Annotated in this window: 24 protein-coding genes and 5 tRNA genes; 21 read left to right on the top strand and 8 right to left on the bottom strand. The window is 47.8% G+C overall.

All coding sequences use genetic code 11. The features are described from left to right. From ACTRXF_RS15090 to ACTRXF_RS15005, 18 genes are all read left to right on the top strand, one after another. Positions 1–750 (top strand): Na/Pi cotransporter family protein (locus ACTRXF_RS15090; protein WP_474279644.1); only part of this gene is annotated, 750 nt, incomplete at its 5' end. 94 nt (positions 751–844) lie between these two features. Next, on the top strand, positions 845–1,327 hold the full coding sequence (locus tag ACTRXF_RS15085) for a DUF456 domain-containing protein (RefSeq protein ID WP_474261797.1): 483 nt from the start codon (positions 845–847) through the stop codon (positions 1,325–1,327). 78 nt (positions 1,328–1,405) lie between these two features. Beyond that, positions 1,406–1,480, top strand: a tRNA-Asn gene (locus ACTRXF_RS15080). 1 nt (position 1,481) lies between these two features. Next, positions 1,482–1,558: transfer RNA gene (locus ACTRXF_RS15075), tRNA-Met, on the top strand. Positions 1,559–1,579: 21 nt separating this feature from the next. Beyond that, positions 1,580–1,655: transfer RNA gene (locus ACTRXF_RS15070), tRNA-His, on the top strand. A 24-nt stretch (positions 1,656–1,679) separates the two neighbouring features. After that, positions 1,680–1,756 (top strand) — tRNA-Ile (locus ACTRXF_RS15065). Positions 1,757–1,786: 30 nt separating this feature from the next. Further along, positions 1,787–1,879, top strand: a tRNA-Ser gene (locus ACTRXF_RS15060). A gap of 361 nt (positions 1,880–2,240) precedes the next feature. Beyond that, on the top strand, positions 2,241–2,852 hold the full coding sequence (locus ACTRXF_RS15055; protein WP_091611828.1) for a superoxide dismutase: 612 nt from the start codon (positions 2,241–2,243) through the stop codon (positions 2,850–2,852). A gap of 142 nt (positions 2,853–2,994) precedes the next feature. After that, entirely contained in the window at positions 2,995–5,121 is a 2,127-nt protein-coding gene (locus ACTRXF_RS15050; RefSeq protein WP_474261798.1) for a peptidoglycan D,D-transpeptidase FtsI family protein, read from the top strand. A 184-nt stretch (positions 5,122–5,305) separates the two neighbouring features. Further along, a complete protein-coding gene (rpmG, locus tag ACTRXF_RS15045; RefSeq protein WP_298787882.1) occupies positions 5,306–5,455 on the top strand; it encodes a 50S ribosomal protein L33 in 150 nt (49 codons plus the stop codon). Between the two features lie 83 nt (positions 5,456–5,538). Beyond that, positions 5,539–6,102 (top strand): 5-formyltetrahydrofolate cyclo-ligase, encoded by a 564-nt coding sequence (locus ACTRXF_RS15040; RefSeq protein ID WP_474279641.1) that lies wholly within the window; start codon positions 5,539–5,541, stop codon positions 6,100–6,102. Further along, positions 6,092–6,862 (top strand): DUF92 domain-containing protein, encoded by a 771-nt coding sequence (locus tag ACTRXF_RS15035; protein ID WP_474261800.1) that lies wholly within the window; start codon positions 6,092–6,094, stop codon positions 6,860–6,862. Before ACTRXF_RS15040 ends, ACTRXF_RS15035 begins: the two co-directional genes overlap by 11 nt. Before the next feature lie 55 nt (positions 6,863–6,917). Continuing rightward, the gene (locus tag ACTRXF_RS15030; RefSeq protein ID WP_474261801.1) at positions 6,918–7,673 is read left to right on the top strand and encodes an HAD family hydrolase; all 756 of its coding nucleotides are present in this window, start codon (positions 6,918–6,920) and stop codon (positions 7,671–7,673) included. After that, positions 7,666–8,847 carry a rhomboid family intramembrane serine protease gene (locus ACTRXF_RS15025; protein ID WP_474261802.1) on the top strand — a complete coding sequence of 394 codons (1,182 nt, stop codon included), beginning with the start codon at positions 7,666–7,668 and terminating at the stop codon, positions 8,845–8,847. Before ACTRXF_RS15030 ends, ACTRXF_RS15025 begins: the two co-directional genes overlap by 8 nt. A 60-nt stretch (positions 8,848–8,907) precedes the next feature. Further along, positions 8,908–9,108 carry a YqgQ family protein gene (locus ACTRXF_RS15020; protein WP_298787873.1) on the top strand — a complete coding sequence of 67 codons (201 nt, stop codon included), beginning with the start codon at positions 8,908–8,910 and terminating at the stop codon, positions 9,106–9,108. Between the two features lie 4 nt (positions 9,109–9,112). Then, entirely contained in the window at positions 9,113–10,084 is a 972-nt protein-coding gene (locus ACTRXF_RS15015) for an ROK family glucokinase (protein WP_474261803.1), read from the top strand. 36 nt (positions 10,085–10,120) lie between these two features. Next, complete coding sequence (gene aspA / locus ACTRXF_RS15010) at positions 10,121–11,539, top strand: aspartate ammonia-lyase (protein WP_474279639.1); 1,419 nt, start codon at positions 10,121–10,123, stop codon at positions 11,537–11,539. A gap of 9 nt (positions 11,540–11,548) precedes the next feature. Next, positions 11,549–12,571, top strand: a complete 1,023-nt coding sequence (locus ACTRXF_RS15005; RefSeq protein ID WP_474261806.1) for an MTH1187 family thiamine-binding protein — start codon at positions 11,549–11,551, stop codon at positions 12,569–12,571. 37 nt (positions 12,572–12,608) lie between these two features. Here the strand turns inward: ACTRXF_RS15005 and ACTRXF_RS15000 are convergent, their stop codons facing one another. From ACTRXF_RS15000 to comGA, 8 genes are read right to left on the bottom strand one after another with little or no spacing between them, the layout of a single operon-like run. Next, positions 12,609–13,025, bottom strand: coding sequence for a hypothetical protein (locus tag ACTRXF_RS15000; RefSeq protein WP_474261881.1), 417 nt, complete (start codon positions 13,023–13,025; stop codon positions 12,609–12,611). After that, complete coding sequence (locus ACTRXF_RS14995) at positions 12,958–13,470, bottom strand: competence type IV pilus minor pilin ComGF (RefSeq protein ID WP_474261807.1); 513 nt, start codon at positions 13,468–13,470, stop codon at positions 12,958–12,960. Before ACTRXF_RS14995 ends, ACTRXF_RS15000 begins: the two co-directional genes overlap by 68 nt. Then, positions 13,373–13,699 (bottom strand): hypothetical protein, encoded by a 327-nt coding sequence (locus ACTRXF_RS14990; protein WP_474261808.1) that lies wholly within the window; start codon positions 13,697–13,699, stop codon positions 13,373–13,375. The genes ACTRXF_RS14995 and ACTRXF_RS14990 overlap by 98 nt, the downstream gene beginning before the upstream one ends. Then, the gene (comGD, locus tag ACTRXF_RS14985) at positions 13,683–14,135 is read right to left on the bottom strand and encodes a competence type IV pilus minor pilin ComGD (protein ID WP_474261809.1); all 453 of its coding nucleotides are present in this window, start codon (positions 14,133–14,135) and stop codon (positions 13,683–13,685) included. Before comGD ends, ACTRXF_RS14990 begins: the two co-directional genes overlap by 17 nt. Next, a complete protein-coding gene (gene comGC, locus ACTRXF_RS14980; RefSeq protein ID WP_091611794.1) occupies positions 14,135–14,434 on the bottom strand; it encodes a competence type IV pilus major pilin ComGC in 300 nt (99 codons plus the stop codon). Before comGC ends, comGD begins: the two co-directional genes overlap by 1 nt. After that, complete coding sequence (locus tag ACTRXF_RS14975; protein ID WP_474261811.1) at positions 14,427–14,579, bottom strand: hypothetical protein; 153 nt, start codon at positions 14,577–14,579, stop codon at positions 14,427–14,429. Before ACTRXF_RS14975 ends, comGC begins: the two co-directional genes overlap by 8 nt. A 15-nt stretch (positions 14,580–14,594) precedes the next feature. Further along, positions 14,595–15,635, bottom strand: a complete 1,041-nt coding sequence (gene comGB / locus ACTRXF_RS14970; RefSeq protein ID WP_474279637.1) for a competence type IV pilus assembly protein ComGB — start codon at positions 15,633–15,635, stop codon at positions 14,595–14,597. Then, positions 15,632–16,636, bottom strand: coding sequence for a competence type IV pilus ATPase ComGA (gene comGA / locus ACTRXF_RS14965; RefSeq protein WP_474261814.1), 1,005 nt, complete (start codon positions 16,634–16,636; stop codon positions 15,632–15,634). The genes comGB and comGA overlap by 4 nt, the downstream gene beginning before the upstream one ends. A 307-nt stretch (positions 16,637–16,943) precedes the next feature. Here comGA and ACTRXF_RS14960 point away from each other — a divergent pair, with 307 nt between their 5' ends. The 3 genes from ACTRXF_RS14960 to ACTRXF_RS14950 all read left to right on the top strand — a co-directional run bounded on the left by ACTRXF_RS14960 (position 16,944) and on the right by ACTRXF_RS14950 (position 21,167). Beyond that, positions 16,944–18,797 (top strand): assimilatory sulfite reductase (NADPH) flavoprotein subunit, encoded by a 1,854-nt coding sequence (locus ACTRXF_RS14960; RefSeq protein ID WP_474261815.1) that lies wholly within the window; start codon positions 16,944–16,946, stop codon positions 18,795–18,797. A 27-nt stretch (positions 18,798–18,824) separates the two neighbouring features. Then, positions 18,825–20,543 (top strand): assimilatory sulfite reductase (NADPH) hemoprotein subunit, encoded by a 1,719-nt coding sequence (gene cysI, locus ACTRXF_RS14955; protein ID WP_474261816.1) that lies wholly within the window; start codon positions 18,825–18,827, stop codon positions 20,541–20,543. Positions 20,544–20,714: 171 nt separating this feature from the next. Then, positions 20,715–21,167 carry an N-acetyltransferase family protein gene (locus tag ACTRXF_RS14950; RefSeq protein ID WP_474261818.1) on the top strand — a complete coding sequence of 151 codons (453 nt, stop codon included), beginning with the start codon at positions 20,715–20,717 and terminating at the stop codon, positions 21,165–21,167. Positions 21,168–21,245 lie beyond the last annotated feature (78 nt).

Raw genomic sequence — 21,245 nt, 5'->3', positions numbered from 1 at the left:
TTGATCCAGCTGCCGTTTGTCGGAGCGCTGGCGTACCTGGTCACCAAGCTGGTGCCGGGCAAAGGGGACGAAATCGAATACAAAGCCAAGCACCTCGATCCGGCCTTTATCCAGCAGTCCCCGGCCATCGCGCTCGACCAGGCGAAGCTGGAGACGCTCAGGATGGCGGAATATGCAGGTAAAGGCCTCCAGAAGAGCGAAAGTTACCTGGAGACCAAAAATAAAAAGGACGCGGAAAACATCGTCCGGTACGAAGAAGCGATCAACAACCTGGACAAAAATATTACGGATTATTTGATCGGTATTTCCGCCCGCTCTTTGTCTAAAGAAAATTCGCGGAAACACTCAGTTGTGATGGATACTGTCCGCGACATTGAACGTGTCGGCGATCACATGGAAAATGTGATGGAGCTCGTAGACTATCAGCTCACCAATAAAGTGACGCTTTCAGAAGAAGCGTACAAAGACTTAAATGAAATGTTCACGCTGACGATCAGCACGTTTAACCGTGCTGTCGAAGCACTTGAAAAAGATGATTATGAGATTGCCCAGCAGGTTGCCAGACAGGAAGAAGATATCGATAAGATGGAGCGGAAGCTGCGTAAAAAACACATCCTGCGCCTGAATGAAGGCAGATGCTCTGGTTCTGCCGGTATCGTGTTTGTCGACATGATCAGTAATTTAGAGCGTATCGGCGACCATTCTGTGAATATTGCCGAAACGGTACTGGATGACCGGGAGGTTTCATAAGAAAAAGAAGGAGGCGATCCTCCTTCTTTTTTATTGATTATATAGAGAGAAAAGCGGCTATAGAATAATCATACATCTGCAAAGGGAGGTACGTATGGAACTGATATGGTATTTACTGGGGATTGCCTGCTACACACTGGCGCTTGTCGCGGTTGTTTATCCGATTCTGCCGGGTGGTATTTTTCACGCAGCTGCTGCCCTTATGTTTGCACTGGGCTACGGGTTTGCAGATATCGGTGTAGTCTACTGGGTGATTCAGGCAGTTATTGCGGTGCTGCTGTTTGTAATTGATTACGCGGCTAATTATTATGGTATCCAGCGGAGTGGAGGTACGAAATACGGCATCTGGGGGAGCCTGATCGGTCTGGTTGTCGGCCCGTTTATCATTCCGGTCGCCGGCATTCTGATTGGCGCACTTGCCGGAGCTGTTATTGGAGAGTTAATCGGAGGCCAGAAATCGTGGAAGCAGCTTGGTAAAATTGGCGTAGGATCTGTCGGCGGGTTTGTCGCAAGCGTTGTTATAAAGGGCGGTATATTGCTAGTGAATGCCATTTATATTATAATAATTCTTGTTTAAAGAAATACAAAAATCTGTTTGACGCGTTTTTAAGGAAATGATATAGTAATTACTGTCGTAAAAACGGCAGTAACACATTCCGCAGTAGCTCAGTGGTAGAGCAATCGGCTGTTAACCGATTGGTCGCAGGTTCGAATCCTGCCTGCGGAGCCATGGCGGCGTAGCTCAGCTGGCTAGAGCGTACGGTTCATACCCGTGAGGTCGGGGGTTCGATCCCCTCCGCCGCTACCAATATATTTACATACTCATACGGCGGTTGTGGCGAAGTGGTTAACGCACCGGATTGTGGTTCCGGCATTCGTGGGTTCAATTCCCATCAACCGCCCCATTTTTTTGTCTGCAATGCTTTTAAGGACCCTTAGCTCAGTTGGTTAGAGCAGACGGCTCATAACCGTCCGGTCGTAGGTTCGAGTCCTACAGGGTCCACCACTTTAAGAAGCAGTGGGTAAATATGCATCTGGAGGAATACCCAAGTACGGCTGAAGGGGACGGTCTCGAAAACCGTTAGGAGCTTTACGGCTCGCGAGGGTTCGAATCCCTCTTCCTCCGCCATTATTATGTTAAATACTCATTTTTATATAACTGGACAGCTAACTTTTCCGCAAAGGCCGGAGAAGTTTTTTTATTTTGAAGACAGCTCTGGGCGGGACGTGGCAAATCGGGAATATAGACGCTTTTGAGGGGCTGGTTTTTCCATGTGCAGCGAAAGCTGGTTAGATTTTTATGTTTAAAGAAGAAGTATAAGGGAATAATCAACCTTGGCAGGCTTTCTAGTTGATTACAGCAGAAAGCCGATTTGAAAAATAAGAATTGTTTTGGTAAAGTGAAAGTAGACTAAGTGTAATTTTGTATACTAAATTAACGCAAAGTCACTTTAAACAAATCACCAGAACTTTCAAGGAGGGCATTTTGTATGAGTACACATCAACTACCAGATCTACCTTATGCACCAAACGCATTGGAGCCTCATATTGATGAGCAGACAATGAATATTCACCATGATAAACACCACAACACGTATGTGACAAAATTAAATTCAGCCTTGGAAAATCACAGCGATCTTCAAAACAAGAGCGTTGATGAACTGATCAGCGATTTGAACGCTGTACCTGAAGATATCCGTACCGCAGTAAGAAATAACGGCGGCGGCCACTCCAACCACTCCATCTTCTGGAAGCTTCTCAGCCCTAATGGCGGCGGCGAACCAAAAGGCGAAGTGGCAGATGCCATTAAGAGCAAATGGGGAAGCTTTGACAAGTTCAAAGAAGAATTCGGCGCAACAGCAGTTGGACGTTTTGGTTCCGGCTGGGCTTGGCTCGTATTAAACAACGGCGAGCTTGAGCTTATGGATACGCTCAACCAGGATTCACCGATCATGGAAGGTAAAACTCCACTTCTCGGCCTTGATGTCTGGGAGCACGCGTATTACCTGAAGTATCAAAACCGTCGTCCGGATTATGTAGCAGCATTCTGGAATGTTGTAAACTGGGACGAAGTTGAAAAGAACTATCAGGCAGCTAAATAATATATTTAAAGAGTCCGTTCCCGCTTTCCGGGAACGGATTTTTTCTGTTTAGGAAGAGAGCAGAAGTTCGGCAGCGGCTTTTTTCTATGCTATACTTAACTGGAAACAAGCAAACTTACATATATTAAGAGAGGGATTGCGTGTGGCTTCCAGAAAAAATAAAAAACCTTCCATTCCTTTTCGGCTGAACGTACTTTTTTTCGCTGTTTTTATATTGTTTTCAATATTGATCCTGCGGCTTGGATACGTACAGATCGTTGAAGGTGATACGTATGAAGAGGACGTGAATGAAACGGCCTCCACATCGGCGAGCCGGGTCGATGCTCCGCGCGGAATTATGTACGACCGCAATGGAACCGAGCTGGTGGATAATAATCTTATTCTGACTTTAACGTATACGAACCAGAGAAGCTATGAGGATGAAGAACGCCTCCAGACGGCTGAAGAACTGGCTGAACTGATTGAATTTGATGAAGAGGAAACAGACCGTGAGAGCATGCCGGAAAGAAATTTGCAGGACTACTGGCTGTTAACGCGTGAAAGTGAAGCGGAGGAGCTTGTCTCAGACAAAGAAGAAGAGCGCCTTATGGAAAACGATAAAGATCCATATGAAGTACAGCTCGACCGGATTACTGATGAACAATTGAATGATATCAGTGACGAAGAGCTGGAAGTTGTAGCCATCTGGAGTGAAATGATTTCGGGTTACTATGACTCGCCGCAGCGTGTTAAACGGGATTTGACAGAAGAAGAGGCCACGGCCATCAGCGCCCGTCTCGATGAACTTGATGGCGTGGATGTAACGAGAGACTTCCGGCGTGACTATCAGTATACGCAGGCCTTCCAGAGCCTTTACGGGAAGGTGGGGTCTATCCCTGAAGAAACCGTATCCGAGTTTCTTGCTAAAGGATATCAGCGCTCCGACGAGGTTGGCCAGAGCTTTCTCGAGGAATACTATGAAGACACGCTGAGAGGCAAAAAGGGAACTGTCAGCGGTGAGGATGATGACGCCGAGGAGACGAATAACGGAAGCCGTGGCAATGACCTCGTGTTGTCGATTGACATGGATCTGCAGCAGGAAGTACAGACGATACTTGATAATCAGATGGGGCAGTCGGAAGGGTCGTTTCCAAACGATCAGCAGGCCTATGTGACTGCAATCGATCCGAATACAGGGGAAATACTTGCTATGAACGGTTATGATGATCAACTCGGGAACGTAACGAATACGTACGAGATGGGGTCGACAATCAAACCGGCAACAGGCATGATCGGCCTCCAAGAGGAAGTTATCACGGAAGATACAAAAATTAATGACAGGCCGATTGACCTTCCAGGCCCAGGAGGAGAAGTCGAATCTTCTCACGAAATCGGCACAATAGATATTGTCGGTGCTATCCAGGAATCATCCAACATATTTATGTCCGAAATTGCGATGCGGCTGATGGACTATGAGTATGGAAGCGGCGATGGTTTCAACGATCAAAAGGTGGACGAGGCATATGCGACAATGAGAGACTATTATCATCAGTTCGGGCTTGGGGTGGAAACCAGCATCGATCTGCCATCAGAAGCTACTGGTTTAAATGCTGGGAGGCAGGTGCCAGGCAGCTTGTTGTTCTTCTCCTTCGGCCAGCTTGACACGTACACACCGCTGCAGCTGGCGCAGTATTCCGCGACTATTGCTTCCGACGGTAAACGGATGGAGCCTCACCTCGTGAAAGAAATTCGTGAACCAAACCGTAATACGGATGAAATGGGTGCAGTGCTTCACCAGTTTGAACCAGAAATGCTGAACCGGGTTAATATTGACAAAGAATACTTTGATATTGCCCAGGAAGGTATGTACGATGTGGTAAACACGGATTTGGGAACCGCGGACAGCTATTTCACGGACGTAAATATGGAAATTGCCGGGAAAACAGGGACGGCCCAGCGCAGTGTCCGCAGAGAAAGCGACAATGAAGTGGTAGAGGTAAACAACCAGACCTTTATCGCCTACGGGCCGTATGAAGACCCGGAGATAGCGATTGCGGTAGTCGTTCCTAACGCTTATTCGAGTGATGAGGGTGGACGCTCGGGTATCGCCAACAGCATTGCCGCTGATACGATGCAGGCATATGTGAATCTTAAGGAAGAACGTCCGGGAGCCGGAAACAGCGAAGACGAAGCTGAAGGTGAAAATGAAGAAGAGGGCGAAACCACGGACGACAATGAAGAAAACGCAGGAGACGAAGAAAACTCCGGCGGCGACGGGGAAGAACAGTAATCCTGCTGGAATAAAAGACTGCAGCAAGTTGTTTTGTTCTTAACACTTTTTACTGATTTGCCGCTTTTACAAAAAATATTCTTAACTTTCCTGAGAAAAACTAACATCACAGACTTGAAGCACAAATAGGAATCTGATAGTATTACTAAGTATGAAAAATGTACGAAAGTAGGGAGGGAATCACATGCGTGTACAAGTAACGCTTGCCTGCACAGAGACTGGTGACCGTAATTACATCACCAGCAAAAATAAACGCACAAACCCTGAGCGTATTGAGTTGAACAAATATTCTCCTCGTTTAGGAAAGCACACTCTTCATCGCGAAACGAAATAAGCAGCAGGAGATTACATCTCCCAGCTGCTTTTTCTTTTGTCTTTAAAGCATGGTCCAATGAAAAGACATGGGAGGGCAAATAATTGAATAAACATATGCTCCGGCAGCAGGTAAACAGCGCCTATCAAAATCTTTCCGGAAGTGATCGCCTGGCGGCAGAAAAAAAGATTTATGAGTACTTATTCCAATGGAGCGGATGGAAACAGGCGGAGACGATTGCTGTAACTGTTTCGCTCAAAAATGAAATAAATACCGGGCCGATTATTGAAACGGGATGGCAGCAGGGAAAGCGGATGTGTGTACCTAAAATTGAACCTGAGCAACGCGGAATGGATTTTTATGAAATACAGGAATTCGGTGAGCTCGAGCGCTCGATCGGTCAGATATACGAGCCTAAAAAAAGTGTCTGTCCCCTGGTGCCTCCGGAGCAGCTGGATCTTGTTCTTGTGCCTGGTCTTGTATTTAACAGGCAGGGCTACCGCGTTGGGTTCGGGGGCGGATACTATGACCGCTTTTTAAACCGGGCGGATTTTGCTACGGCCTCCCTGGTTCATCCTTTTCAGCTTCAGGAGCGTATTCCGGTGGAAGCGCATGACGTGCCGGTCCAAACCCTTATCAGCAGCGAAGGCCTCATTCATGTGGGGTGAAACGGCACTCGGTTTAGTATTCGTGCTGTTTTTAATGATGATTTGGCAAAAAGGATCATTAACGTTTACCGCAACGGTATCAGCCGGAGTGCTCGGCACGCTTATATACACATGGACAGGGTGGCTGGGGGCAGCAGCGCTGCTTACTTTTTTTGTAAGTTCGACAGCTCTGTCACGTTTGAATAAACAGGAAAAGGAACAGCGGGACAATGGGCAGGTATGGGCGAATGGAGGACCGATGCTTATATTTGCTGCTTTGTCCAGCGCCGCTTCGTGGGAAGGGTTTTTAGCTGCTGCTGCAGGTGCAGCGGCGGCAGCAAATGCGGATACGTGGGCGTCAGAGCTTGGCCGCCGGTTTGGAGGCCGGCCGTTTCACGTGCGCAGCCGAAAACGAATAGAAAACGGTTTTTCCGGAGCGGTTTCCGGAGCAGGAACGCTGGGAGCTTTTGGCGGTGCTTTGCTTGTGGGAGGGGTAGTTTATTTTATTTCTTCAGAGCCGAATGTCTTTATGCTTATTGCTGTAAGTGCTGCTGGCGTATGTGGCTGCTTTATTGATACATTTCTCGGAGCCTATACAGAACGGATGAATCGCTGCAGCGTATGTGGGTCCTATACGGAAGCTGCAGTCCATCATGGAAGGAAAACCATTCACGCCTCGGGCATTTCATGGATGACAAACAACGCTGTGAATGCGTTAAGCTCCTTTGGAGGCGGTGTGGTGGTTGTGGTGCTGTACATTGTTTCTTTCTTTTCCTTTTGATTTCGCCTTTAGCGGGAGGTTGCTATAATAGAAGGAAGAAAGGTGGCACAAGTACATGCGCTGGACAACGATTTGTTTCGATCTGGACAATACCCTCTACGATCACGAAAAAGCTTTTCAAAAAACAATCAAAGCTGTGTTTGTTTCCATCAGACAGCAGATGAATAAAGAAGCTCCGTTCGTTCATGAAGATAAGTGGTTCGAGGTGTTTAAATATCACTGTGATTTGTTTTGGCGGGAATACGAGGAAGGCACTCTTACGCAGGAGCAGTACCGGGTAAAGCGGTATGCAGAAACGATGCACGTGTTTGGGCTCCCGGCGTCACGCCGGGAAGCACTCGAGTTTCATCAGGAGTATGAGCAGCGGCTGCCGGAATTCAGCGAACTGTTTGAGAGTGTACCTGGTTTGTTGGAATCGCTCACAAAAAGCAGCGTCCGCCTCGGTATTATTACAAATGGGTCAGAGAAACTGCAGAAAGAAAAGTTTTATCAGCTTGAGCTTGATCGCTGGATCGACCACCGTCATCTTTTTATTTCTGAAATGTCCGAAGCTCCGAAGCCGAAAGCGGCAATTTTTGATGAAGCGCTGCAGCTTATGGATAGCCGGAAAAAACGGGCGCTGTTTGTCGGTGACTCGTGGGCCCATGATATAAGGGGAGCGGAAAATGCAGGATGGGAAGCTATCTATGTGAACACCCGCGGGGAGAAAGCAGGACCTTCGGCAAATACAGTAAAAGAGTTTAGCGAATTCAATCAGGCAGCCTCATATTTAAGAGAAATAGTGGAAGAAGGACGGCGTTCGGATGTCTAAACGGGAAGCTCACCAGTTTTGGAAATTTACAGAGCAGCTTATGGAGGAAGAATCCTTCCGCCTGATTGACGTCGGTCCGGACCGGAAGCGCGTATGGCTTCAGGGGGATGTGGACGGACAGCCCTGGATTGTGCGCATGGCACGGGTGGAATATGAGCGTCTCGGGCGGCTGGAAGAAGACAGGCATGAAGCGGAAAAAAGCTTTCACGGGTGGAAACGGCGACTCGCCTTAAGGAAAGCAAAATTTGCGAACGTATATATTACTTCTTATCCTCCGGCAGATATGACAGAGCCGATGGAGAGCGGAGACCGCGAAGCCCGCTCCTTTTTGTTCGCCGATGACAACGGGCGGGGCCTGGCGGATGCGCCCCCTTCTGTCAGTACGTATCTAAAAACCAATGAATGGGCATGGGGCGGCCTGGAAGAAGAGCTCGAACCCGAAGAGCATGAACAAAGAGCCTCCTTTTACCGCCGGCAGGCGGAAAAAAAGCAGAGGGAGCTTGAAGAGCAGGACATGTCCTTTTTTTCAAGCGGGAAGCCGATTGTGACCTATATTGTGCTGGCACTGCTTGCCATGATTTTTTTAGTTCTGGAGCAATCGGGAAGCAGTATGAACGTCAACACTCTCATCGAGCTTGGAGCGAAATACAATCCGGGAATTGTAGACGGAGAATGGTGGCGCCTGGTTACTGCTATGTTCCTTCATATCGGTTTTCTGCATTTGTTTATGAACAGCCTGGCGTTGTTTTTTATTGGCGGCATCACAGAACGTATTTACGGCACAACGCGCTTTATTATCATTTATTTTGCCGCAGGTGTATTTGCATCGACGGTCAGCTTTGCTATGAATGAACAGGTGTCAGCCGGAGCCAGTGGTGCTATCTTTGGCTGTTTCGGGGCCCTTTTATATCTGGGACTTGCCCATCAACGGCTGTTTTTCCGTACACTTGGCATGAACGTGCTTGTCATACTCGGGATTAACCTGATATTTGGGTTTACCGTGCAGGCAGTGGATAACGGGGCCCATATTGGCGGTCTTGTCGGTGGATTTATAGCCTCCGTTCTTGTGCATCTTCCGGGACACCGATGGCAGTTTGTGCGTGTAGGAGCGTTTGCGTTTTTTGTTTTGGCGTTTGCCATCTTTTTTGCGATCGGTATGTACCGGTGGAATTAATCAAAATACGTAGTAGAAAAACGCCTTTCGCTTGCTATAATGAAAGGAAGCAGGATAACTATGGAATCCATGACAGAAATCCGGATGTGGCTGCGCACGGTCGGGGCCTTCATCTATACGAAAAATCGTTTAATGGATTTAGACTTAATGGAAGAAGAAATCAGAGAAGCCTATAAAAACGGACTTTTGGATGTCAGGATGTATCAGACTGCTTTATTAACGATAAAAAGAGAACGACGAATCGAGCAGGAAAAGGGGTAGACAAATGGCTGAAAATTACGTGATCGGAATCGATATCGGCGGCACCGCGGTAAAAATGGCGCTTTTTGACCAGGACGGGGGCATGCAGCATAAATGGAGCATCACGACCAGCAAGGAAGAAAACGGAAAATACGTGCTCGATGAAATTGCCGCATCGATCGAGCATGAACTGAATGAAAAGCAAATTCCACTGACGAAAATCGCCGGCGCCGGTGCGGGGCTTCCCGGCTTTATCGACATAGAAAATGGCATTATCGAATTCGCAACAAACATAGGGTGGAAGGATTACCCGGTCGCTCGTATTCTCGAAGAAAAGCTCGGTTTTCCCGTGGCGCTCGATAACGATGCCAATCTTGCAGCGGCGGGCGAATACTGGAAAGGGGCCGGGACAGACGTCCGGGATATGATTTTTATCACGCTCGGCACGGGCGTCGGAGGAGGAATTGTGCTTAACGGGGATTTGGTGAACGGCAAAGATAATATGGCTGGGGAAATCGGCCATATTACCGTGAAACCGGAGGGAGGCCGGCTTTGTAACTGCGGCAAACGCGGCTGTCTGGAAACCATCTCTTCAGCAACAGGCATGGTGCGCGGAGCCCTGGAGCATATCGACGAAGCCGAAGGTTCTCCGATTTATGATGTGCACCAGCGTGGGGAAGAGATTACGACTAAGGATTTGTTCGCTTATGCCACATCCGCTGACCCGTATTGTGCCGGCGTGATTGACCACGCCATGTATTACCTGGGACTTGCCGTCGGCAATATGGCCAACACCCTGAATCCGGAGCGAATCGTGATCGGCGGCGGTGTGGCTGCTGCCGGAGATGACTTACTGCAGACGCTGCGCGCTCATTTTGATATGTTTGCGCTCGACAAAGTCAAAAGAGGAACAGATTTTGTTATTGCCGATCTTGGGAACGACGCGGGGGTGGCAGGAGCCGCGTGGCTGGCTAAAAATCATTACTTGAACGGATAAAATAGAAAAAATGATCGTTAAAAAGGGGCTAAAAACATGGAAAACTACCGTGTGGAACGTGACTTTTTAGGAGAAAAGAGAGTACCTAAAGATGCTTATTACGGAATTCAGACACTGAGGGCAAAAGAAAACTTTCCAATAACCGGCTATCCGCCGCACACGGAATTGATTAAAGGATTCGGCTACGTAAAAAAAGCAGCGGCAACTGCCAACGCGGAAGTGGGCTTTTTGAATGAATCAATTGCTCAGGCGGTCACAGAAGCAGCAGACGAAGTGATCGAAGGTAAATTTGATGATCAATTTATCGTGGACTCTATTCAGGGAGGGGCGGGGACCTCCTTTAACATGAACGCAAACGAAGTTATTGCTAACCGCGCCATTGAATTACTGGGCGGTGAAAAAGGGGATTACCTTCGGGTGAGTCCGAATTCCCACGTAAACATGGCTCAGTCCACCAACGACTCATTTCCTACAGCTATTCACATTTCGGCTCTTCGTCTTTCACAGGGTCTTGTAACTGCGCTCGATAATTTGATCGAAGCGATGGGCGAAAAAGAAGAAGAGTTTGACAATGTTATCAAAATGGGACGTACGCATCTGCAGGACGCCGTGCCGATCCGCCTTGGTCAGGAATTTGGTGCCTACCGACGGGTGCTGACAAGAGACCTGCGCCGCATTAAGCGGTCAGTGGATCATTTGTATGAAATTAACCTCGGGGCCACAGCTGTGGGCACAGGGCTCAATGCGATGCCCGAATACATTGACCGTGTAGCAGAAATTCTTGCTGAGCAGACAGGGATGCCATTTTACAGTGCCACTGACCTTGTGGACGCAACGCAAAATACGGATTCCTACACCGAACTGTCAGCGGCACTCAAAGTACATGCGATTAACCTGTCCAAGATGGCAAACGATCTCCGGCTGATGAGCTCCGGGCCCAGAACCGGCCTGAATGAAATTAACCTCCCGTCCCGACAGCCGGGTTCCTCCATTATGCCGGGGAAGGTGAACCCAGTCATGTGCGAACTAATTAATCAGATCTCATTTCAGGTCATTGGCAATGACCATACGATCAGCCATGCTTCGGAAGCCGGTCAGCTCGAACTGAATGTAATGGAGCCGGTGCTCGTATTTAATCTGCTTCAATCCCTTTCAGTGCTGCAGAATGGTCTGAAAGTGTTCCGGGAATTTACTATTGAAGGAATAACAGCCAATATTGAACACTGCCGGAGCATGGTAGAACGAAGCGTAGGCATTATTACAGCCATCAACCCGCACGTTGGGTATGAAACAGCTGCGAGAATCGCAAGAGAAGCGATTGAAACGGATCAGAGCGTACGCTCGATCTGCATCGAACGGGGAATATTGTCTGAAGAAGAACTCGATGAAATTTTAGATGCCAAGGAAATGACCAAGCCGGGGATCGCCGGTTCACGATTCATGTACGGCGAGTAACAGCCGTACATGAAAATTCGCGGGCTTTCCTATCAGCGCGGCGTGTTTTTCTTTGGAGCTTCTTTTATCAGCAGAGCCTATGTTGGCAGTGAAGGAAAGATACATGCCGAACTGCTTCCCCTTTCCATGCGGTCTTACTTAAAAGTGGCGGCAGTGGTTATAGGGGCGATGCCCGTCTGGTACAAGCTCACAGCTGCGGCCTGGCTCACAGCGGTCTTATTTCAACTGCTTCCTTTGTATTCGTTTTTACTATTTATCATGGGGACTCACTTTATTTTTCCGCAGCAGCTCAAAAAGTTTCACGGCGCAGAGCATAAGGTTTTCAGCTTTACCGGCGTCCCTAAAAAAAGCTCGTGGAAAAGAGTGGGGAGGGCATCGATCACAAACCGTCACTGCTCCACGAACATTGTTTTTATATACTTCGTTTTGTTTCTTGTCATGGCGTCTCCGGTTTACATTGTTTCTTCTCCGGGAAATGTTTTTATAGCTGTCAGCGCTTATATATCACTGGCAATGGCTTTTGCGGCAGAAGAAGTGCTCCAGCGGCATTTTGCCGGCAGCAGAAACACATGGCTGAAGCCTTCGTACTGGCTTCAACGAAATATTACATGTTCCGTGCCGGAGAAGGTACACGTTCAAACTGCGATTACAGCGTTTCGGATGCTTGCTGAACGTGAATTTCCGGGCCGGCTTGGAAGAAAACGAAAGGAGCAGTTATCTATGGCAATTGTTGATGTGACAGTCTCTCCTATAGACAAACAGGGAACCGGGATGTCGGACACAGTAGCAAAAATTCAGGACGTGCTTGAAAAACACAATCATAAAATTGATATTGAAATGACGCCAATGAGTACACTTCTCGAAGGAAATATTGACGATCTGCTTCAGGCCGTCAGAGAAATACACGAAATTCCTTTTGAAGAAGGCTATCAGCGTGTATCAACAAATATTCGCATTGACGACCGCCGTGATGCAGAAGGCAAGCAGATGAAAAAGAAAATGGAATCAGTACGGAATGCACGAAAGCAGTAACCAATACTGAAAGCCGGCAGAATTAACTCTGCCGGCTTTATCTATGTTCTGGGTAAGAAAGAGCTTCATAAACAGAGGCTTTCCAATCTGCGGGGTAAGTTACCTGCTTGGAAAATCCCAGGCGGTGACGGGCAGTGAATTTGATTTCGCCGCTCCTGGATTCTTTCCATTCGACGGTGCCATCCGGCATCGATACGGTGCCGGATTCAGAAGGTGCTTCAATATAAATATTTTCGGCATTCCGGATCATCCATTTTGCATCCAGGGATCCAAACTCCTCATTTTGCTGCAGAAGCTGAAGCTTCAAAAGTCCGGCAGCCAGTACCATAAACAAGAAAATGAATAAAAGAAAGAAAATAGTGGAGGGAAGAACAAAGCCTTCACGTTTACAAAGGGAAGAGCTTCTTCGTAGCTGCATGATAGGAAAGAAACGACTGAATATGCTGCCCATCATTTAAAATCACCTCCACGTCTGCGCCGTAGTCTCCTGTCTCTACAAAAAAAGCAGAAGCTCCCTGGAGCATAATTTCAAATCCTTCGTTATCCACCCGGCGTACGATCCGCCCGTTAGACATAAAATATTCGTACGTATTTTGTCTGGATTCAATATAAAACCGTTGCTTCTCATACGTTAATGACTGAGCAATTTGCATATCTTCTTCCATTTGCTGAACGAATAAACGTGCTTCGGTATCGGGAGCCGGGACATCAGTTAAAAGAAGGCTGCTGAATTTAGCAGCGGCCAGTGCCCACAGGCTGAACAGCAAAAGAGTTATAATCATTTCAGGAAGTGTGACCCCTTTATTGCTTCGGAAGGACGTAAACGCACTGTTTGTTCCGGCTCCCTTCGATCGAAGTACACACTTTGTATCCTTCCTCGTATTCTTTAATGTGAACATGAATCCTTCCTTTCGAATAGGAAGCAGCATTGACGGCGGGAGAGGCAGACTGGTGAATGCGCCCTGCTTCCTTTTCCATCACATACAGCTGCTCGTAGTACAGCTGCTGACTGCTCCAGGTCTGATAAGTCTGATGAAGAAGAGGGAGCATAAATAAAGTGACAGCGAACAGAAGCGAGAGGGCACTGACGGCTTCGATCAGCGTGAATCCATTACGAAGATGTCTCAACCCGGAGCCGCCCCCTTCCAATTTGAAATATAAACCGGTATGACCGTGACGGGCCGTGAAGGGCTACAGTACCAGCTTTTTTAATATTTCCTTTCTCCGTATAAGACAATGTATGGAACTGCAGCTTAGAGGCAGTAGGAGCAAAAAAGCCCTCGGGGATGTCACGCTGGATCAAAGGTTCACTGCGGTCGTTGCCTATAAGGGCGTAGTAGCCCTCATCTTCCTTCCAATCGAGACGGGTGGATATATGGTGAGTATAAGCATAGTGCTGGCTGTAAACGAGATCAGCCTGCAGCTGCTGGACGAAATGCTCTTCACGCGCGCTTTCATAGGCCGAAGAGAAATGAATAAATGGCACAGCAGCAAGCACACTAAACACAAGCAGTACTACGACAGCCTCAGGGAAGGTGTAGCCCTTCGAACTGAAAAGAGGCATTAGGATCCTTTACTTACGGCTCCGTTGTTATATACAAGCGGAGTGTTGTCCGGGCAGGTGGTCGTTTCAACATAGTCAGCTTCAACGAGATCCTGAAGAGAAGACGGCTCGCTGCCGTATTCAACTTCATAAGCAGCAGCCTGGGTTTCTAAAAGCTGGATGGTGGCGTCGCATCCTTTGGACTGGGCGACCTGGTTGTTTGTACCGATGTTCGGGATAGCAATTAAAAGAAGCACAGTAATAATGAGCAGTACAATCAGCATTTCCACCATAGTAAAACCTTTATTGTTTTTAAGCATATGTTTTTTCCTTTCTGGAAGAGCGGGATTGGCGAAGCATCTTTAATAAAGAAGCAATGTCTTCTTCTTTCTGCGTTTCAAGATCCGTCAAGCGTTTTTCAAGTACCGAGAGTCGTTCAGAAAAATAATCGTGAGGGGTTTGCATGGATGGTCACTCCTTTTACTGTATGGAAGTAATCATGTGATACATAGGTAAAAATACTGCAGCGAAAAGACTTAAAATCAGAATGCCGACTGAAAAGAAAAGAATAGGCTGGGCAGTCATGGTCATCCGCTGGATGTCTGTTTCGAGTTTATGCTGCGTCTGGCTGCTGTATTGCACAAGCACCTGGCCGAGCGCTCCAATAGACTGGCCGTACTGCACCGCCTGTCCGAGGCTTTCAAGGTACCATGACTGCCGGAATGTTTCCGGCAGAGGAGTCCCGGCAGCGAGCATCTGTTCAATACGCGCACCTTCTTCCTGTATTAACTGGGAATGCTTTTGATTTTTTAACACCAGACAGCTTTCGGAAAGAGACAATCCATTTAAGAGCAGGTAGCCGAACTGTTCGGCGAAAGAAGCGGTAGTTCTCATAGTAATAAAAGGATGGAGAAACGGCAGCCTGGTCCAAAAAAGAGTCCGATGAGAGGCAGGTTTCGGGCGGACAGCCAAAACATAAAATACTCCGAGGCCAGCGAGCAGAATAAAAACAAAGGCAAAGAAAAAAGGAGCGGCGGAAATCATTTTCATCACCATCCGGGTGTAAAAAGGGAGCTCCATGCTCAGCTGTTCAAACAGCTCGAGAAACTGGGGAAAAAGGTAGCGGACAAACACATAAGCGAGAATTATCAGCAGCCACAGAAGAAATAACGGGTAGTACAGAACTTTACGGAAGCTGCTCCAGGCCTCGAGGCGGCTCATATAATGATTACCCGCTGCAGTTAATCCTTCAGAGAGACGGCCGGACTGCTCCGCAAAATAAACAAAAGCAGCAATGTCCGAGGGGAAATGGTGTTCAAGTAAAAGCTCATGCAGCTCCCGGCCGCTGCGGAGATGTCTTCGTATGCTGCGCAGGGAAGCAGTGACGAAAGCGGGCTGTTCCCAGGAAAGCATCTGTATGGATTGATCCAGATGATATCCGCTGCCGAGCAGCTCGCCCAGCTGTTGAAGAAATAGTGCTTTAGCCTCCGGCTTCCAGCTTCTTTTTAACAGCTTGCTCATACCCTGGTCTCCGCAAAGGCTTCCTTGCCAAACAAGCCGAGCGCATAACCCCGCTTCAGCTGCTCATTTATCCGGGGTGACTCGAGTGGTTTATTGGAATCAAGCATGAAATGGATATCCTGTCGGGTGGAAAAATCAAATAGCGCTAAGCGTCCGGGGGTGGAAAGAGAAGTGGTGGAAATAAGCCGCTGGTGGGCAATGAAGGTGGTGGTTTCAAGGAGGTCCGTTTTTGAAAGGCCAAGGTCCAACAGTCTGCGGAGGACCCCAAAGGTACTGCCAGCATGCAGCGTAGTGAGCACCAGATGGCCGGTAAGTGCTGCCCGCAGTGCCAGCTTTGCTGTTTCAGTGTCACGTATTTCTCCGATCATAATAACGTCTGGATCATGTCTCATAGAAGCCTTCAGAAGTGATGCATAGGTAAGCCCCGCTTTTTCGTTGACCTCGGTTTGAATGCAGCCGGGTATCCGGAGCTCTACAGGGTCTTCGATTGTAATAATGCGCTGCGTGTGGGAGGTGAGCAGGTGCTCGAGCATGGCGTAAAGGGTGGTGGATTTTCCAGACCCGGTGGCGCCAGTCAAAAGAACCAGTCCTTTACGGGAGGCAAGAACGTCTTCGAACGAGCGTGTAGTGGTGGAAGTTAAAAACAGCTGCGGGAGGGTGAATTGAAAAGTCTGCGGAAGCAGCCGGATAGAAAAGCTTTCCATACGTTCTGAAGGCATGGTGGAAAAACGGAGATGGACAGGGGGATGAAGCGAGCGGTAAGTAAGTGAACCATCCTGCGGACGCCTTCGTTCGCCGATATCCATACCGGCTCTGAACTTTAAGTGCGTAATAAGCCTGTGAGCAAAAGCCGAGGAATACGTATCTGAAAGCTCAAGGCGTCCATGGATACGAAAATAGAGAGAGGCTTTTGAATAAGACGGCAGCAGATGAATATCTGATGCGCCGGCGGCCGCTGCCTGATGGATCAATTGCCGTGTAAATGATTCGATGTTGGTCAAGGCCTCACCTTCTTTCTGAAAAGTAATTTTATTATATGGTAAAACAAAGGAATAATCTACCATTTTTTTCAATGTATTAATTTTTTAAGGAAAGCGTAACGGAAGCAGTGGTGTGATAAAATATAAAGGGCTTCGCAATATTCCGTCAGGAATTTAAAACCAACTTGACACATAAGAATTATACGGATAAAATTGACCATAATAAAATGACCAGTTTATATACATGGATAAAATAAAGCTAAAGAGAAAATTATTTTGTCCTTAGAACGATTAGATTGCAGTTAAATTTATTTGTGAGGTGGAGAGAGTGCAATTGCAGGTTACGAATAGTCCTTTTAGCCAGGAGCAGGTAGATTTACTGAACCAGCTCCTGCCGACATTAACAGAAAATCAGAAAATTTGGTTAAGCGGATATTTAGCTTCCCAGGCAGCTTCGGGTGCTGCGCCGGCAGCAGCTGAAGCGCCAGCTGTCCAGGAAGCAGCTGTACCCCAGACATCCCAGGCAGACGCGGCTTCCAAAGAAGTGACCATTTTATTTGGCTCCCAGACCGGTAACGGCCAAATGATTGCAGAAGACAGCTCAAGAAGACTGAAAGATCAGGGCTACAATGTAACTGTAAGTTCGATGGACGATTTTAAGACGAAAAACATGAAAAAGGTGGAAAACCTACTAGTCATCGTAAGTACGCATGGAGAAGGCGATCCTCCGGATAACGCTATTTCCTTCCATGAGTTTTTGAACGGGCGTAAGGCTCCGAAGCTCGAAGATGCACGTTTTTCCGTACTTGCGCTTGGAGACACCTCCTACGAATATTTCTGCCAGACAGGCAAGGATTTTGATCAGCGGCTAGAAGAGCTTGGAGGCACCCGTCTGTATCCAAGAGTAGACTGCGATGTTGATTTTGACGACGACGCCGAAGAATGGATCCAGGGTGTTCTTTCGAGCCTGAATGAGCTCCAGGAAGAAACGGTGCAGACGGCAGCAGCCCCTGCAGGAGCGGCCGCGCCAGCTGCCCCTGCCACGGAACAGCCGGCATATTCAAGAACTAATCCGTTCCGGGCGGAAATATTGGAAAATATTAATTTAAATGGCCGGGGCTCAGCAAAGGAAACCCGTCATGTAGAGCTTTCACTTGAAGGGTCAGGCCTGACTTTTGAGCCTGGGGACAGCCTCGGCATGTTCCCGGAAAATGATCCGCTTCTGGTTGACCAGCTGATTCGAGAAATGGACTGGAATCCGGAAGAAACAGTAGTATTAAACAAGCAGGGTGATATCCGGTCGCTTCGTGAAGCACTCCTCTCTCATTTTGAAATTACGGTTTTAACGAAACCGCTGCTTGAAAAAATGAGCAAGCTGACAAACAACGAAAAACTCCCGGAGCTTTTGGAAACAGAACAGGCGGATGACCTGCGCTCATACCTTGAAGGGCGTGACCTTCTGGATCTGTTGAAGGACTACGGGCCATGGCAGGGAGGAGCTGCAGACGTGGTCGGTAATTTACGGAAAATACCGCCGCGCCTGTACTCGATTGCAAGCAGCCCATCCGCCAATCCTGATGAAGTGCATTTAACCGTAGGGGCTGTCCGCTACGATGCGCATGGCAGACCACGTACAGGTGTCTGCTCCGGACAGTGTGCAGAACGTACGGAACCGGGAGATACGCTGCCTATTTATATTCAGCGCAACCCGAATTTCAAACTTCCGGATAATCCGTCTGCCCCTGTTATTATGGTAGGGCCGGGTACTGGCATTGCACCTTTCCGTTCATTTGTTGAAGAACGTGAAGAAGTGGAAGCGGACGGAAAATCGTGGCTGTTCTTCGGAGACCAGCATTTCCGGACGGACTTTTTGTATCAGACTGAATGGCAGCAATGGCTTGACGAGGGCTCTTTATCAAAAATGGATGTAGCCTTTTCACGGGATAACGAAGAAAAGGTATACGTCCAGCACCGGATTCTCGAAAATAGCGGAGAAGTTTATCAATGGCTGCAGGACGGGGCGTTTCTGTACATCTGTGGAGATGAAAAGCGGATGGCCCATGACGTTCATGAAGCCCTGGTAACGGTGCTTGAAAAAGAAGGAAATATGACACATGAAGAAGCTGAAGCGTACATGCTCGATCTGCAGCAGCAAAAACGCTACCAGCGTGATGTATATTAATAACTACCGGGGAGGAACCAAACGCATATGTCAGAATACAGCAGCTTAAAAAACATTCAGGATGCCCCGTTAGATGGAATGGAGCACTTGAAAAAAGACAGTAACTTCTTACGCGGTACGCTTGTTAAAACGATGGCAAACCCTATTACTGCGAGCATTCCTGAAGCAGATGGAAAGCTGATGAAGTTTCACGGCAGCTACATGCAGGACGACCGGGACCTGCGCAACGAACGCCGCCAGCAAAAGCTTGAACCAGCCTATCAGTTTATGCTCCGTGTCCGCCTGCCGGCCGGCGTTATTACGCCGGAGCAGTGGCTCACAATGGATGAAGTGTCGCATAAATACGGAAACGGTACTCTCCGGCTGACTACACGCCAGACGTTTCAAATGCACGGGATTCTCAAATGGAATATGAAAAAAAATCTGCAGGAAATTAATGCAGCCATGATGGACTCCATCGCCGCCTGTGGGGATGTGAACAGAAACGTTATGTGCAATGTGAACCCGAATCAATCCGATGTGCACGGGGAAGTTTATGAGTATTCCAAACAAATTAGCGACCATCTGCTGCCGCGCACAACGGCTTACCATGAAATATGGCTTGATGAAGAGAAAGTAGCAGACAGCAAAGAAGAAGTGGAGCCCATTTACGGCGAAACGTATCTCCCAAGAAAATTCAAGATCGGGGTGGCTGTTCCGCCGTCCAACGATATTGACGTTTTCTCCCAGGACATCGGCTACATTGCCATTGTGGAAAACGGGGAGCTGCAGGGTTTTAACGTATCAGTCGGCGGCGGCATGGGAATGACGCACGGAGAGCCGGATACTTATCCGCAGCTTGGACGCGTTATTGGCTATGTGCCAAAAGATGAAGCGGTAAATACAGCGGAAAAACTGCTGACGATTCAGCGCGATTACGGCAACCGCTCCAACCGGAAAAACGCTCGTTTCAAATATACGATTGACCGCTACGGGGTCGAATGGCTGAAAAGCGAATTAAATGAACGGCTCGGCTATGAAATAGAGGCTGCCCGCCCGTATGAATTTGAAAGCAACGGAGACGAATATGGATGGATCAAAGGCAACGACGGTAAGTGGCACTTTACTCTCTTTATTGAAAATGGACGAATCAAGGATGAAGAAAATTATCAATTGATGACCGGACTGCGGGAAATAGCCAAAATTCATACCGGCGACTTTCGGATGACGCCGAACCAGAACGTGGTCATATCCGATATTACAAGCTATAAAAAACGACAGATCAGCAAATTGATCGAGGATTACGGTCTGACAGACGGAAAGCATTATTCCGCTCTCCGCCGCAATTCCATGGCCTGTGTTTCCTTTCCGACCTGTGGACTCGCCATGGCGGAAGCAGAGCGCTATCTTCCGTCTCTGGTCGATAAACTTGAAGTAATGCTTGAAGAGCAGGGCCTGCGGGATGAGGATATTATTATCCGTATGACGGGCTGTCCAAATGGATGTGCCCGTTCAGCGCTCGGAGAGATCGGCTTTATCGGAAAAGCACCCGGAAAATACAATATGTATCTAGGTGCAAGCTTTACCGGCGACCGCCTGAGCAAGCTTTACCGGGAAAACATCGGGGAAGAGGAAATTTTAAGTGAACTTGAACCGATGATTGCCCGTTTTGCGAAGGAGCGTCACGAGGGAGAGCACTTTGGGGACTTTGTCATCCGTGCAGACTACGTTAAAGCAACTACAGACGGAATAAATTTTCATGACTGATAACAACGGGGGCGCGCTTAGGCGGCTCCCGTTTTTCTATGAATATAAAAGGAATATTTTTTCTTCAGTGCTTTTTTTCAGGGTTGTATCCTGTTTCCATGTGCCATAAGATGAAATATAGTGCGTTAAAACAATTATACGCAAGGTAATAGAACTATGCAGGAGGCCGTCATGAGTATAAGAATACGAACCGTAGAAGCAGAAGACATTCCCAGTCTAGCAGCAGTCATGCAGACTTATATTGTGGATCATTACGAGCATCCGGATCCCGGCATCAGCAAATTAAAAACGTTAATCAAAAAGCTTTTGGCCCAGCCGGAAATCGGCATCCAGTTTATTGTGGAACATTACGGGGACTTGATCGGTTTTGCTACCTTATATCAGACATTCAGCACCCTTCAGGTTAAAAAAACAGCGATTTTAAACGATCTGTATATTTCTCCCGAATTCCAGGGGCAGCATTACGGGAAAGAGCTTCTCGAATTTGTCCTTTCTTACGTGCAGTCGGAGGATTTTGCCGGCATGGTGCTTGAAACAGACCGGACCAACAAAAAAGCACGGCGACTTTACGAATCGCTCGGCGGAGCTAAAAGCGCATGGACGCATTACGAGTGGGAATTTTAAATAAAGCAAAACATTTTACTCTGATAAAGTTTGAGCAGACTAAAGGATCTATGCTAAAATCTTCTTTGTGCGTTTAAT

Source organism: Marinococcus sp. LNHM3E3-2.2 (assembly GCF_056034385.1).
The sequence above is the reverse complement of the archived record's forward strand: the minus strand, read 5'-3'. Positions and strand labels throughout refer to the sequence as shown.

Coding starts and splice junctions, on each gene's coding strand:
- ACTRXF_RS15085 (WP_474261797.1), top strand. CDS start 845: ATGGAACTGATATGGTATTTACTGGGGATTGCCTGCTACACACTGGCG.
- ACTRXF_RS15055 (WP_091611828.1), top strand. CDS start 2,241: ATGAGTACACATCAACTACCAGATCTACCTTATGCACCAAACGCATTG.
- rpmG (WP_298787882.1), top strand. CDS start 5,306: ATGCGTGTACAAGTAACGCTTGCCTGCACAGAGACTGGTGACCGTAAT.
- ACTRXF_RS15035 (WP_474261800.1), top strand. CDS start 6,092: ATGTGGGGTGAAACGGCACTCGGTTTAGTATTCGTGCTGTTTTTAATG.
- ACTRXF_RS15030 (WP_474261801.1), top strand. CDS start 6,918: ATGCGCTGGACAACGATTTGTTTCGATCTGGACAATACCCTCTACGAT.
- ACTRXF_RS15025 (WP_474261802.1), top strand. CDS start 7,666: ATGTCTAAACGGGAAGCTCACCAGTTTTGGAAATTTACAGAGCAGCTT.
- ACTRXF_RS15020 (WP_298787873.1), top strand. CDS start 8,908: ATGGAATCCATGACAGAAATCCGGATGTGGCTGCGCACGGTCGGGGCC.
- ACTRXF_RS15015 (WP_474261803.1), top strand. CDS start 9,113: ATGGCTGAAAATTACGTGATCGGAATCGATATCGGCGGCACCGCGGTA.
- aspA (WP_474279639.1), top strand. CDS start 10,121: ATGGAAAACTACCGTGTGGAACGTGACTTTTTAGGAGAAAAGAGAGTA.
- ACTRXF_RS15005 (WP_474261806.1), top strand. CDS start 11,549: ATGAAAATTCGCGGGCTTTCCTATCAGCGCGGCGTGTTTTTCTTTGGA.
- ACTRXF_RS15000 (WP_474261881.1), bottom strand. CDS start 13,025: ATGATGGGCAGCATATTCAGTCGTTTCTTTCCTATCATGCAGCTACGA.
- ACTRXF_RS14995 (WP_474261807.1), bottom strand. CDS start 13,470: ATGTTCACATTAAAGAATACGAGGAAGGATACAAAGTGTGTACTTCGA.
- comGD (WP_474261809.1), bottom strand. CDS start 14,135: ATGCCTCTTTTCAGTTCGAAGGGCTACACCTTCCCTGAGGCTGTCGTA.
- comGC (WP_091611794.1), bottom strand. CDS start 14,434: ATGCTTAAAAACAATAAAGGTTTTACTATGGTGGAAATGCTGATTGTA.
- ACTRXF_RS14975 (WP_474261811.1), bottom strand. CDS start 14,579: ATGCAAACCCCTCACGATTATTTTTCTGAACGACTCTCGGTACTTGAA.
- comGB (WP_474279637.1), bottom strand. CDS start 15,635: ATGAGCAAGCTGTTAAAAAGAAGCTGGAAGCCGGAGGCTAAAGCACTA.
- cysI (WP_474261816.1), top strand. CDS start 18,825: ATGTCAGAATACAGCAGCTTAAAAAACATTCAGGATGCCCCGTTAGAT.
- ACTRXF_RS14950 (WP_474261818.1), top strand. CDS start 20,715: ATGAGTATAAGAATACGAACCGTAGAAGCAGAAGACATTCCCAGTCTA.